Source organism: Bradyrhizobium sp. AZCC 1610 (assembly GCF_036924515.1).
Lineage (GTDB): Bacteria > Pseudomonadota > Alphaproteobacteria > Rhizobiales > Xanthobacteraceae > Bradyrhizobium.
In genome coordinates, this window is the sequence record NZ_JAZHRR010000001.1 from 6477090 (window position 1) to 6490137 (window position 13048).

General features: G+C 59.9%; 14 protein-coding genes. 11 read left to right on the forward strand and 3 right to left on the reverse strand.

Annotated features, from left to right (window positions below):
• Nucleotides 1–16 precede the first annotated feature (16 nt).
• From V1279_RS31805 to V1279_RS31820, 4 genes are all read left to right on the forward strand, one after another.
• On the forward strand, nucleotides 17–913 hold the full coding sequence (locus V1279_RS31805) for a hypothetical protein (protein ID WP_334444244.1): 897 nt from the start codon (nucleotides 17–19) through the stop codon (nucleotides 911–913).
• A gap of 38 nt (nucleotides 914–951) precedes the next feature.
• On the forward strand, nucleotides 952–1416 hold the full coding sequence (locus V1279_RS31810; RefSeq protein ID WP_334444246.1) for a chromate resistance protein ChrB domain-containing protein: 465 nt from the start codon (nucleotides 952–954) through the stop codon (nucleotides 1414–1416).
• A 123-nt stretch (nucleotides 1417–1539) separates the two neighbouring features.
• Complete coding sequence (locus V1279_RS31815; protein WP_334444249.1) at nucleotides 1540–1800, forward strand: DUF1127 domain-containing protein; 261 nt, start codon at nucleotides 1540–1542, stop codon at nucleotides 1798–1800.
• 119 nt (nucleotides 1801–1919) lie between these two features.
• Nucleotides 1920–2495: a hypothetical protein gene (locus V1279_RS31820; RefSeq protein ID WP_334444252.1), complete on the forward strand. Its 576-nt coding sequence runs from the start codon at nucleotides 1920–1922 to the stop codon at nucleotides 2493–2495.
• A gap of 102 nt (nucleotides 2496–2597) precedes the next feature.
• Here V1279_RS31820 and V1279_RS31825 read toward each other — a convergent pair whose 3' ends face one another.
• Nucleotides 2598–3659: a DMT family transporter gene (locus tag V1279_RS31825; protein WP_334444255.1), complete on the reverse strand. Its 1062-nt coding sequence runs from the start codon at nucleotides 3657–3659 to the stop codon at nucleotides 2598–2600.
• 504 nt (nucleotides 3660–4163) lie between these two features.
• Here V1279_RS31825 and V1279_RS31830 point away from each other — a divergent pair.
• The 6 genes from V1279_RS31830 (at nucleotide 4164) to V1279_RS31855 (ending at nucleotide 8663) form a co-directional block, all read left to right on the forward strand.
• Nucleotides 4164–4751, forward strand: coding sequence for a hypothetical protein (locus tag V1279_RS31830; RefSeq protein WP_334444258.1), 588 nt, complete (start codon nucleotides 4164–4166; stop codon nucleotides 4749–4751).
• Between the two features lie 1310 nt (nucleotides 4752–6061).
• Nucleotides 6062–6436, forward strand: coding sequence for a DUF2934 domain-containing protein (locus V1279_RS31835; protein WP_334444261.1), 375 nt, complete (start codon nucleotides 6062–6064; stop codon nucleotides 6434–6436).
• Between the two features lie 448 nt (nucleotides 6437–6884).
• Complete coding sequence (locus V1279_RS31840; RefSeq protein ID WP_334444264.1) at nucleotides 6885–7082, forward strand: hypothetical protein; 198 nt, start codon at nucleotides 6885–6887, stop codon at nucleotides 7080–7082.
• Nucleotides 7083–7651: 569 nt separating this feature from the next.
• Nucleotides 7652–7915 carry a hypothetical protein gene (locus tag V1279_RS31845; RefSeq protein WP_334444267.1) on the forward strand — a complete coding sequence of 88 codons (264 nt, stop codon included), beginning with the start codon at nucleotides 7652–7654 and terminating at the stop codon, nucleotides 7913–7915.
• Nucleotides 7916–7980: 65 nt separating this feature from the next.
• Nucleotides 7981–8355 carry a hypothetical protein gene (locus V1279_RS31850; RefSeq protein ID WP_334444270.1) on the forward strand — a complete coding sequence of 125 codons (375 nt, stop codon included), beginning with the start codon at nucleotides 7981–7983 and terminating at the stop codon, nucleotides 8353–8355.
• An 89-nt stretch (nucleotides 8356–8444) separates the two neighbouring features.
• On the forward strand, nucleotides 8445–8663 hold the full coding sequence (locus tag V1279_RS31855; protein ID WP_334444273.1) for a DUF6719 family protein: 219 nt from the start codon (nucleotides 8445–8447) through the stop codon (nucleotides 8661–8663).
• A gap of 76 nt (nucleotides 8664–8739) precedes the next feature.
• Here the strand turns inward: V1279_RS31855 and V1279_RS31860 are convergent, their stop codons facing one another.
• Together V1279_RS31860 and V1279_RS31865 are read right to left on the reverse strand one after the other, a co-directional pair.
• Nucleotides 8740–9393 carry a response regulator transcription factor gene (locus V1279_RS31860; RefSeq protein WP_334444276.1) on the reverse strand — a complete coding sequence of 218 codons (654 nt, stop codon included), beginning with the start codon at nucleotides 9391–9393 and terminating at the stop codon, nucleotides 8740–8742.
• Entirely contained in the window at nucleotides 9390–11468 is a 2079-nt protein-coding gene (locus tag V1279_RS31865; protein ID WP_334444279.1) for a sensor histidine kinase, read from the reverse strand. The genes V1279_RS31860 and V1279_RS31865 overlap by 4 nt, the downstream gene beginning before the upstream one ends.
• A gap of 789 nt (nucleotides 11469–12257) precedes the next feature.
• Here V1279_RS31865 and V1279_RS31870 point away from each other — a divergent pair.
• A complete protein-coding gene (locus tag V1279_RS31870; protein WP_334444282.1) occupies nucleotides 12258–12389 on the forward strand; it encodes a hypothetical protein in 132 nt (43 codons plus the stop codon).
• The last annotated feature ends 659 nt before the right edge of the window (nucleotides 12390–13048 follow it).

Below are 13048 nucleotides of genomic sequence, written 5' to 3' on the forward strand. Positions count from 1 at the left end.
GCGACATGAGGTTGTCATGTCGCTGAAAGCCGTGAGAGTGATCGAAATACCGGACGCGACCGGCAGCGCGTTCGATCACGGCGTCTTTGATGCCAAGAGCCGCCGCGTCTTTATTGCGCACACCGCGCGCAGCACGATCGAGGTAATCGATCACGACGCCGGGCGTCACATTGCAACACTGCCGGGCTTTCCCGGCGCGGCCGGCGCCGTTTCCGACGATGGGGAAATCCTCGTCACCAACCGCGGCTCAGCGTCCCTTGCCTGGCTGGATGCCTCGACGCTCCAAACGAAGGCCGTGCTCAAGACCGGCCCGAGACCGAATGGCGCGGCGATCGTCAAATCGCTGTCGCTCGGCATCGCCGCCTGTATCGGGGACGAGCGCCACCCGCCGACCCTGCAAGCGTTCCATCTGAATGATGGCAGCGGGAAAACAATGAATCTGCCGGGGCGTCCGCGCTGGTGTGTCACCGATGCCGCGGCCGAACGGCTGTTCCTCTGCATTCGCGAACCTTCGTTGATTCTCGTCACGAGCCTGCCAGATTTGAGCCCGATCGCTCAATGGCGGCTGCCTTCGGGAGGCGCGCATGGTCTCGACATCGACCATGCAGCCGGCCGCCTCTACGCGGCCTGCGACGACGGCGCGCTGGTCGAAGTCGATAGCCGCTCGGGCGAGGTCACCAACGTCTGGCCGATCGCTGGCCCGCCGGACGTGACGTTCTTCAACCCCGCGACCGGCCTGGTTCACGTCGCGATCGGGGAGCCTGGGCTTGTCGAAACCGTCGATCCTCGCACCGGTCAAGGCATGCAGACCACTACCGGCGCCGGCGCTCATACGACTGTGCTGGTGCCGCCGGACCAATTGTACGTGATCTCACCCGCGCATAGCGGAATTCTCGTCCTTTCGGACACCTGATGTTCGTGCGGACACAAGCACCGTAAAGGAGACTCAGCATGAAATGGATCACCCGCGAAAAGGTCAAGGTAGATCGCGTCGCCTGCCCATGGCTCATCAAGAAGTTCGTCGATAAGGACGCCGAGTTCGTCTTTGTGCCTGCGGAGAAGGTGATGATGGAGGCAACGCGCCTCGATGCCATTCCCTACGACGTCAAAGACGTCGAGCTTGGCCATCACGGCAAGGAATGCTCGTTCGAAGCCATCCTGAAGAAGTACAAACTCACCGGCGACCCCGCTCTGGTGTTGCTGGGGCGGATTGTTAACGGCGCCGACACCGACAACACGTTGTACCATCAGCCGGAAGGACCGGGCCTGGAAGCTGTCGCCGAAGGCTTCCGGCATCTCGGCTTCAAGGATGACCACTCACAAAACGCGGCGGAGTGGATCGTCTACGACGCGCTCTATGCGTATTGCCAGGAGATGATAAGGCGCGGCAAGCCGCACGGCGACTTCATGAGTTGATGCTCGCTTACAATCGCTTGAGCACCAAGGGTGGGTATGATAGAGAAATCACTCGGGCCATTGACAACCGCCCGATGAGCTCCCGCAGCCAAGCGTTGTTTCGCTCCATTACGGAGGTGAAACATGTCTTGCGGCAGCACGACCTGCAATTCAACCAACACTCTCGGCGCAGCTTCACCCATTTTCCCGGATCTTAGATGGTCCTGGAAAGTTCCTCTTACGTGGCTTGTCGAAATAGCCCGGTGGTGGGGACGACGATACCAGTACGGAGAACTTCTCGAACTTGATGACCGGCTGCTCGCCGACATCGGCATTTCTAGGACGGTCGTCGAAGAAATACGCAAGTCTTCTTTGTACGAGCGTGCGTGGCGCGACAGCAAATGACAGTCCAAGGCAAAAGCGGACATCGGGCTTGTCCCTTCAGACCAGTTCTTCGCGCATTTCTCGCCGCGTGCTTCCTCGCGGACGCGGGATTGTTCGCGTCCGCACAAACAGGAGCCGCCATGATGATTGCTATTGATCGCATGACGCTGGGATCACCGCCTTCAGGATTCACCTTCGCACGGACCGGACGGGGTGCCGAGGGCGAATGGACCGTGACCGCCGATCCGACAGCGACGACGGGCCGCGCCATCGAGCAGACCAACACGGATCGCACCGACTACCGCTTTCCGCTCGCCATTCATCAAAGTTTTTCGGCCGCCAATGTCGCCGTCGAGCTCCGCTTCAAGGCGGTCGCCGGCAAGATCGATCAGGCCGCCGGCATCGCTGTGCGGCTGCGGGACGCGGACAATTATTATGTGGTCCGCGCCAACGCGTTGGAGAACAATGTCCGCTTCTATCGCATCATCCAAGGCCGGCGCGAGCAGCTGAAAGGCGTCGATTTGCCGGTCACGGCGAACGAATGGCACAGTCTTGGCCTGCGCGCCGAGGGTGAGCGGTTCACTGTATCCTATGACGGCAAGACGCTGTTCAGCGCGACCGACCGCACCTTTGCCGAACCAGGCGGAGTGGCACTCTGGACCAAGGCCGACAGCGTGACCCGCTTCAACCAGATCGCGATCACGCCGCTGCCGTAACCGTCATTCCGCAAGGGAGACACGACAAAGCTTACCCTAGCCCAAGCGGCCGAGGATAACGTCGCTGATTCCCTGCTCCCAATGCCCTGCTCCCGGAGTAAATTAGTGCGGATGCCGATGATGCAGGTCGGGACAATGCGGGTGCTTATGTCGGAGCGGCTTGTGATCGTGCCAATGCGAATGTGGTTCATCAGTAAACGGCCCGTCGTGATGATGCTGGTGATGCTCATCGTGAACATGCCGGTGTTCATGCGCCAGAGCGTCGTGAACATGCTCGTGTTCGTGTCTTTCCGTTAGGTGCAGCCATAGACCTAACCCCATCAGCAGCGCGGCGACGGCAAGCTTGAGCGTAAATGGATCTCCCAAGCCCAAGGCGATCAGTGCGCCGATAAAGGGAGCGAGCGAGAAGTAGGCGCCGGTACGAGCGGTGCCGAGATGACGAAGGGCGAGCACGAAAAGAACAAGGCTCACGCCGATCCCAACGAATCCCAAAACTGCAGCCATGGTCGCGACGCCGGCCGAAGGCAAGGCGTCGCCAAGCCAAAATCCGCCGGCGATGTTCGCCGCTCCGGCCACCAAGCCTTTGACCATTGCAATGGTAACCGGGTCGGCCGACGACAGGTTTCGGGTCAGGTTGTTGTCGATGCCCCAACACAGGCAAGCGGCAGCAATTAGTGCCGCGCCTACGTCAAGCGAAAGGCCCTGTCCTTCCCACGACAAGACCATTGCGCCGAGGACGATCGCCAAGGCGCCCACCAACAAACGCCTGTCGACGTTTTCGCGAAAGACGAGCCACGCAATTCCCATTGTTGCAAGGCTCTCGAGATTTAGCATCAATGATCCGGAGGAGGCAGATGTCTTGCCAAGTCCAAGCATCAAAAACACTGGACCAAGGATACCCCCAGAGATAACTACGGCTGCGAGCCGGGGCAGGTCGTGTCGTCTTAAGGAGGCCTCAGGCGCCGAGAGTCCAATCGCGGCGCGCGCGATGTGCACGGCGACCAGGCCCAGGCCTGCTCCGAGGTAGAGCAGGCCTGCGAGCATCTGAGGATCAATGCTGGCGAGCAGCAATTTAGATAACGGCGCGGCAGCACCAAACAGTACGGCCGAGCCGAGGGCCAATGGGACCCCCGGCAATTGGACCGCTGATTGATTGAGCTGCATGGGGCTTGACCTTACTCCGCTGTATATCTCGCCGTCAGAGAATGACCATGCAGGCTGGCTGAGAATACGACGACGGCCTTTGGCGTAAGCTCCGCCTGAAGTTTTCCGGTCATCATGTTCGGGCTGGCGGGGTAAGCGGAACGGTCACCGTCTTGCCACTGTCCTGAACCGTTGCGCGCCCGCGCATGTCCTTTGGTCGAAAGCGGCGAACCATCGTCGTCTCCCACATACGGTATCCAAACCCTTCCGGACAAACGCGATCGGAATCAAAACCCGCTTAATTCACAAGTACCTCTCCCAGGCGCTCTGCCATAGAGCTTGTCGCTCAGGCATTGACGCATCCGTACGCGAGAATATGTTGATCTCGCAAAGGGATCATCAATGAATCGCGAGCCCGGGTCAGGAAAAACCTGTCGGATGCGCAATATGCAAATACACCAGTTGTGCTTGTTCAGGCGCTCTTACCGAGTCGCTAGTTGGCATTCGCGCATAAGCCGACGGTCCTTGTGGGCCATTTTGTTTATTTTGGTGTTCCCCGCCTACTGCCTAGCCGGTGAAGGGAAACCCATCAGCATCACCGTGGCGGCCGACCACACGAAGGCCAACGGAGAACCCTGGGACGGCATTCCAGGCCTTGGCGGGGGGCGCGGTCCGACGGCCATTCCCATCCCCAACAAAAATGCGCCGGATCTGGCGGTCTGCGTTGTTCGTTTGGAAACGCCTCCGGAATGCAGCATGCGGTATGTGAACTTGAAACAATATTCGCTGTGCCAGAACAGCTATGATTGCATTTTCAAGCGGGTGAGCATCCCCGATGGTCCTTTCGGGCTCATCATTCTGGATTTGGACTTACAGCGGCATGACCTAGTTGGTTTCCTTTTAATGACGGCTGGGAAGGCACTTACTCCTGACCAGCGAGCCGCTTTGGAAAGTGAGATTCGGAGAAGAGCCGACCAGTTAGCGCCAGCTTTTTCCCAAGGAGAGAAGCAACGCAGGTTGAGGGAGATGCTTGTTGTTCCGATGGACCGCTGCGCCGAAGCTAAGGGTTGCAGGCTCGTCCAATCCGAAATCCGCGTGAACTCCGCCGAGTGATCCTTGCCGGGGCAGTTCCGTCCCGTCGCCACATCAAAGGTGATACGAGCGGCAAGCCGCCCCTGACGTGCCGCCGTGACGGCGCAATGGGCCGGTCATCGGCAATGCCCAGGTCCGGGCATTGCCCGTGGCTTAACCCGGAAACCGCGCTAGGAGGCATTTCTAGACGCTTTCGGCTTGAGCCTGGATATCATCGTCGAGCTGACCTTGAAACAGGCCGCTATTGACTTCAGGTGCTCTCCGGATTGGCGTCGGCGAAGCGCCTAACTTTGTTGCTCCGGCGAGAGCTTGGGCTGCGCCAAACTTCACACCGCGCAGCCGGGCTCGCTCGCGGCCGGCGGCGGTCCGCCTAAGAATGCCCTCTCGTGTCTTTTGAGCGATGTACCCGACCAGTGCGGCTAGCACTTCGCCCAATTCGTGCGTGGTGTCCGCCCACGGCTCCGCCAGGGATTTAGCTGCACCACGCGATGTGATCTCGGCGAGGACGCTCGGCATCTTGAAGGGGGGCCGCCCCCCGCGTGAGACGATCGAGAGCCGACACAATCACGATATCGCCTGCCGCAGTGAGAAGTTGGTGTGAGAACGCGGCGATTATCCTTAGCGCCGCTTTCCTGTTCACAAAAGAAGCGCTTGCACCGAGCCGCGACCAGACGCGACCACGGCTGTCGCACAAGGGGCTAAACGACGAACCATGGCCGCTCCGGCCGGAGGAGAGGAATCGATCCTCCAAGCTTCTTCACGGCGGGGCGGAGCCTTTCGCAGCATACTTCACTTGCCGGTATCGCAAGCCTTCCTTGGCGATTTCGTATGAACTCAACTCCCGCTCTGCTTTCACCCGCCGAAGATCGATTTGCGAACTCAGACTGCGGCGCACTGCGTCCACTGCCGATTGCCTGGTCGGATGCCCCACGTAGAAAAAGCAGTACTCAAAGAATACACCACCTCTTTGGCGCCGGCCGATGCTTACGACCCACGCCTTTCTCGCGCATTCTTCCATTCGATCGCCCTGTCCCGAGATCCCACCAATCGAATCGTTCCGTGTTGTACCCGACCTTGGCCTCCGCTTGTGTCAGGATATCCCCGACAAACAAGGGTGTGCGCCCCTGTAAGGCTTCCAGCGGTGTTGATGCGTGACAGACCGTTCGACGTTTAAGCAGTCCCGGTTGGGAGGCGGGCTGCTCTTCGTGTAAGGAAATTCCTGACATGTCCCGCAATGCCATTTGTGGCGAATTCTAAGCTCTTCTTTGTTCGTGTTTACTACCATGCGCAATCCGCTGTGGTTATGATGTGTGACAGTCATCGAGTAAGGCATGACGACAAAGATTCAGTCTGCGGTGCTGAGAAATTACACCGCTGATAGCAACTACGGCAGTTGTCGAAGAGGATATTTTTGGTTTCAGGTGCAAGCCGTAAAACTTCGCCTGCTCGGAAACTCTGTGGTTGAGCGCCTACTTGGGAAATACCCATACTTTTGGTCGTGCCGACTCAGCTCGAAGGAGGTCACAGTGGCAGATTCCCAGAAGATGAAGATCACAAGGCGCGCTTACGAACTGTGGCAGCAGGCAGGCGAGCCGAAAGATAGAGACGAAGAGTTTTACCTTCAGGCTGAGCGAGAATTGAACGAGGCTTCAGAAAATGCAATCACTGCAAAAATCTCGCCGGCACCGTCTCAAGGACGTCTCTAACTTTACCCTGCTACTGAATTTGTTGCCACAACTGCATTTGACCTCGATTGCGATGAAATTCCCGAGAGCGTCCAGCGCGTCGCTGGTACTTTGAAGCCGTACACGGCGGTTACAGGACGCCGCGGGGTTGCTGTGCATGACTACTATGGAAGTCATTCAGAAGCTTCTGACGATTTAGCCGCAAATCCAATTTGCCTTGGGTCATTAACGCAAGCTAAGTAGCGCCCTTCCCTCGTTCGCTCCCCCTCGATAACGACTTGGCCCGGCTGCTGGCCGCCCAAATGCCATAAAGGTCTGCCGCCACGGCCTGACGGGCTTTTCCTGACATTCTCGATCCAGGCACCAGTTTTAATGTGCCTTTGCGCGAGCAGCCGATCGAATCTGCCATAGACCAATCCGTATCATCAAAACCATCTTCGGGCATATCGACAGCACGAGGTGAATACAGGTGAAGCAGTTCTTCCATCTCGTAGTCATATCTGTTCTTGCCTTGGGCAGTGCGGCGATCGTGGCGTACGCGACGGCGCACTTTGCACACTACAGTCTCGGCTTTTCTCGATCCGCGCTTCGCGAGCAGGCGCTGATCTGCGCGGCCCTCATGGCGGGCCTTGTCACGATCGAAATGCTCGCGAGCAAGGAGCGATAGCAAGTTAGCCAACTATGGATCGTAGATCGGGCTGTTGCGCTCACCATCTTCATCGGAAGTGCCGGCGTGACCGCGTTGTTAACGGTGCTGCTTATCCACTACGGGCTGGGGGTCCCCGCCTCCGTATTGAGGCTTAATGCTCTCATCTCCGCTGCCGCCCTCTCGTTCGTGCTTGTGGTGGTGATTGTTGGTGGGGCTGACGAGAGAGAAAAGTAGCTGGAGATTCAAATTCAATATCGAGGCTTGAAAATGTTCAATGGCAACACAGTCAATAATCAACCTTTGGCTTACTGCGTTCCATGTTCGGAAAGAACGCCGCACCGCTACGAACGGCTAGGCGTCAACGGCCGGCTTACATCGAGAGCCGTCTGCCTGGTCTGCAGCAACGACTCGCGCAGTGATACAGCGCACCAAAGGGCAATCGGATCATCTTCATAAGCAGCACGGTTCGAGCGCCTTCGTGCAGCGTAATGTTCGGTGCGCCATGTTCGGCATTAACAGTTGACAGGTTTTTCCTGACGCGCCGGCGCGGGATTGGGCTCTAGGATGGTGATTGGTCGAGTGAGAGCATGCAACTTCCGAGGGGGCGCGCGGTGGACCAAAAGGACGACAAATCGCTCAAGCAGTACCGGAGTAAGCAACTGTACGAACGGGCGTTTTTCTTCAAGCGCCTGGCGATCGGCGCAGCCGATCCGAAATTTGCGACAAAGCTTCAGGCCTTGGTGGACGAATATGAAAAGGAGGCGGCGCGAGCAAAGCTGGAAATAGAACAGCCCGCCGGGCCGCGAGAGACCGCCGCGGCCCATGGCAGGCCGGAGTGTCGCACCGGGTGAGAAATTTCCGCAGCAAGCGAATTCACTCCGCGATTGGTCTGGAACCCACAACATCAACCGACGGCATGGCAACGCAATACGTCCCCGGCGACATCAGGGACTTCATATTGAAGCATATCGCTTCGGTAGCCCAGATTGAAGCGCTGCTCCTGATCTGGTCGAATCCGGAGAAGCGCTGGAGCGTGTCGAAGGTCGCGGCCCGCATCTACGCCGGCGAAACCGAAACGGCAAAAGCGCTCGAGGGACTTTGTGCCAATGGCTTGCTGGTCCGCAAGGACGATGTTTTTGGCTTGAACGCATCGGAAGAAGACGTCGAAATGATTGGAAGGCTGAAGGAAGCATACGCTCGCAATCTCATCCCGGTGACGGATGTCATCCACGGCAAATCGCGAGGCCCTCGCCCGACGGCAGAGACGCGCGGGCTTCGAAGGGATCGATGAAGTGCGCGCAAGCAAGCCGGGCCCGGGCCGCGGACGCACCTCAGGCACTGTGGTCCTGCGCGAGGCAGGCGGGCCTCGCGGTGCTTCTGATGGTCTTGTTCATGGCACAGCCATCTTTCGCCCAGAAACTATATGCTTACGAGCCACTGATGATGGATCCGTACTCCACGATCTATGTCAACGATGGCTCCTGTTCGGCAGGCAAGGTTCTGAAGGTGCAGGGCGCACCTCGGAATCAGCGCCGCAAGAAGAGCTGTGTGCCTATGAGCGATCTGCAGGGCGTGCCGCGCTCCGGCCTCGCCAAGTAGCCCACATCCCCATAGCCGCTCGACACAGCTTGGGCTCGCGTTAGCGCAAGGTGTAGTTGCCTGCCCCCGCCCCATGTCAGTTTGGCGCGGCGAGCCAGCCCTGCTTGATGCCATAGCGGACAATATCCGCTCGGCTATGAAGCCCCTTCTTTTCCGACGCTCGCGCCTTGTAGGTCTCCACGCTTTTGACGCTCACCTCAAGCTGTCCTGCGATCTGCTTGTTGCTGAAGCCCTGAGCCACGAGCTTAAGCACGTCCTCTTCCCGCCGGCTGAGTTCGCCACCATCGCTCTCTTCCGACAAGGCTGGTTCGGGCGCGTTCATCGCCGCCTTTTCGGCTATCGCGGGATCGAGATAGAGGTCGCCCTGGTTCACGGCCCGGATGGCACGGAGCAGTTCGTCCCCGGCCGATCGCTTCAACAAATATCCCCTCGCGCCCGCTTCAAGCACCGGATGCACATAGGCCCGATCTTCATGAACGGTCAGCGCAATGATCTTCACGTCAGGGCATTGCCTGCTCACCTGACGGGCAAGCTCCATTCCGCTGATGTCAGGCAGCGAAAGATCGATGACCGCGATATCCGGCGAGGAATCGCAAATAGCCTTCAAGCCCGTGGCTCCCGTGTTGGCTTCGCCAACGAGTTCGACCTCGGGCACGCCCTGCAGCAGCGCGCGGATGCCGGCGAGCACGACGGGATGGTCGTCAACGAGCGCGATGCGAACAGGCGTCATCTGACGGCCTCCGACGCTTCCATCGGAATCTGAACAAAAATCGTACTTCCCTTTCCTGGCGCAGATTCGACGGCGATCGTACCGCCGAGAAGGGCAACCCGCTCCTTCATGCCGGAGAGACCCAATCCCGATGCCCGACCGCCCCGTGACGCCACCCGGCCGACGTTCTCAGGGTCGAAACCGATCCCGTCGTCTTCGAGAACCAGCGCCAGCCCTTCCGGTTTCTTCTCAAGCACAATGCTCACCTTGCTTGCGCTGGCGTGCTTCAGCACGTTGGTTAATCCCTCCTGAACCAGCCGGTACAGCACCGCCGCCGCGTCGGGTGGCAGCGAATTGTCGCGCCCGAAGGTCTGGATATCGACACGAACGCCGTAGCGCTCCTGCCATTCCGCAACATAGGCTTCGATCGCCTTGAAGATGCCGAGGTCATCGATGGCCGTCGGCCGCAGGTCCGACGCCGTGCGATGAATGTCGCGGCCGATCTGTGCGGCAAGCTGTTCCAGCCATCGCACCTGCTCGGTCGCCGCCTCGCCGTTGCCGCCTTTGGCCAATCCCTGCTCGAGCGCTTTCAGGCCAAGAGACAGCCCGGTCACGGTCTGCCCGATCTGGTCGTGCAGCTCCCGCGAAATCCGGCGCTGCTCCTCTTCCTGGGCCGAAGCCAGGCGCCGAAGCAAGTGAGACCGTTCGGCTTCTGCGCGCTTGAGAACATGGATGTCGGCCAACACGCCGTGAATCACATGACGGCGGTTGGGTGGCCCTTCGGCCCTCCCCGCCGCGCGCAACCAATACTCTCCGCGATCGTCCGACTGAATCGGAAACTCGACGCTGCTCGATCTGCCGCTCTCGAGGCAGTTGGTGGCAAACGAGGCCAGCGCCGCGCGATGCGTTGGTTCGACCAGCGCGACAATCCGGTCTGCCGACCATCGGGTTTCTCCCGATCGCGCGCCTGCCAGGCCCAGAAGCGCGCAGAAGCGGCCACAGCCGCTGAATTCGTTTGCGGATAGATCCCAGCGCCATGTACCGAGTTCAGCCGCATCGATCGCAAGCGCCCCGCGCTTTTCACTGTCCAGCAACGCCGCTGCCGACTGAAGCGCCTCCATTCGCCGCCGCTGGGCAATTTCCCGGGCGATTACCAGCCCGAGGGCGATGGCGAGGCCAACGCTCGCCGCCGTGCCGCCGAACAACAGCCGCAACGAGCGGGATACGGGCGCATTCAATTCCGAAACCGGCACGCCAACGTGGACCGACCACCCATCGGTGCCCGCGAGCATGCGGTGGACAGTCTCAACATCGATGCCTTCACGCGTCTGCGTTCGTGCCGAGTTCGAGCCGCCGCGCGCCATGGCTTCCTGTACGGCCGGCGTCGTCGCGCCTGCCTTGGCGATTTTCGTGTCGGGCGTGCGCGCAACGATCTTCTCCTTGGCGTCAACGACAGTACCAGCCCATCCGGCGGGCAGTCCCGCCTGGCCTAGAATCGTACCGATCTGGTCGGGCAACAGGCCGATCGTCAGGACGTAGCGGAGTTCCCCATCCCTGATAACGGGGACACGCAGGGACACGAGTTGCTTGCCAATGGCGGCCTGGTACGGACCGAGCCCGCCGAGCACCGGCTTTCGTGTCCGCAGCACGGCGTTAAAGCTCTCGGCGTCGGTTACCGGTCCGAGCGGGGCGCCGAGCGGCCGCAGCACGTTCAGGACCTGCTCCTGATCCGGCTTCGTCAGCGCCGCGGTTTCCCACAGCGGGCGGGCGGCCACGATCCGGGTTGCCTCGAGATAGAAATCCCGCAGGTTCCCCTGATCGAGCGCGGCCGAGCTTGCAAGCGTCTCAGCCACCTGCAATTCACGGGAGATCTCGCCTTCAATCCGGTGCGCCGCTTGGGTCAGCGCTTCTGTGGCGGCCTTGCGGGCGTAGCTTCGTTCCTGATCGGCGGTGATATAGGCCATCCATCCCCCGAGAAGCAGGACCGGAATGGCGGCCGTGAGAACGAGCGCCGTGAAAAGCCAGACTCCTTCCTTTGGCCGGCCTGAAGCGGAGGAGAGCCTGCTCCCCAATTCCGCGATCACGGTTGTGCGCATATCTTTTCGCCAGCGAAGACTAAAAAATGCCGTGGTGTCCCTTACATTGCATTCCGCTGTCGGACCAGCCTGACATTAGTCTGCCAAGCCCCGTGTCGCCCACTAAGGTCAGGTAAATCCTGACGCGCCGCAGCCGTCACTCTCGTTTCCAGGCGCCGTTTCGGATCCGATCAGGCAAAACGCGAACAACAGGGTCCCCGCGGAAAACCAGCTCTCGACGAGCGCGTCGGCGGCTGCACGATTTGACGTCGAGTTACAGTCAAGCCTGAAGGTAGACGTTCGACAACTCCATGCCGTGGGAAATACTATTTGCGTTTGAGGCCCGGTCCCCTTTATCCGATACACGCACAAAGGGCCCCTTGGTTGCGGAGCGGATCGGCATCGCGTGAGACGGCAGCCGCCCTCGTGGCGCGCGCTTCGCAATGCGGCGCCTCTTGGCGTCATCTGCCCGGATCAAATTTCGAGCCGAGGAAGTGATCGCCTACGACGGCGGTGTCCTCGCGATGCCGACTGTTCAAATGTTCGCACTTCTTGGAGTTGAGCCAAAATCGGTGCATCACCGCTACGTTACCTTGGTCAGCGGATCGATCTCGAAGCATTCGTCCCGGGCCGGCACGATAGGCCATCGCATAGCGATCGCTTGAGAGATCACAGGAAGCACCTACACGCCGTCCAATGAACAGCCGCCTTCGCGCTCCTGCGGGGCCCGGCAATGACACGGCGGCCGACAGCGCAAGAACACCGAACACACCGCTGAACAATAGGCGTAGTAAAAGAAGGGAGGGACGCATGAGGTACGCGACACTTGTGCTGGTTACGTCCGCAGCCCTGCTGCTGCTCGGCAGCGGGATCTGGGCCAACATCAGTAAGACACCGCTTTGGGAAATCCGGGGGCTCTGGGTCACCCAGGCCACGCGGTAAATGGCTTACTAACCTGATCGGGAACCCCTTATGGGCATATATCGACCTGCTTGGGGCCGGCGGTAAGGCGCGTGCATCCGTCGTCCCGCATCCCATCGATCTCGGCGCGCTCGGCTCTCGTGTCAGTTGATGGCTCTGTCAGCATCGCTGGGGAGCCGCACGACCCGCCGCTTTTGATCAACTAGGGCGTCATTACCGCGAAGCCCCGGCCTGATGGACGCAAGCCGAACGAATGCGAGGTAGTTGCCGGCGAGCTCGTCGTGGCGGGTTGTCAAGGTCTTCGCTACCCGCCGGAGGCCGTCTGGCCCTTTCCAACAGCTTCCTGCGCTTCGACAAGTGAGAGCGGGGCCTCCGCCAAGTCCTCTCGTCGGCAGAGAGCCTCGCAAGAGCTCTTGTGAACAAAATCGGCAGGAAGGAGGTGCTTCGGCATCTCCCGGGTATCCGAAGCCGATCGTATCGGTCTCGGCTCCCGCGACTGCGATTTCCGTCCACTGGTCGAGGCGGTGCAGCGCCGGCGTCCCTCAAACTACATTGTCTTGAGCTTCTTGGTGTGTGATTGCTTTGCACCCTCGCCACGAACAGGGGCAGGCATACTTACAAGCAGTAGCCGCATCGGCGTCCGAGCGACTATGACATGGAATCCGAAGCCGGGTCGCGCA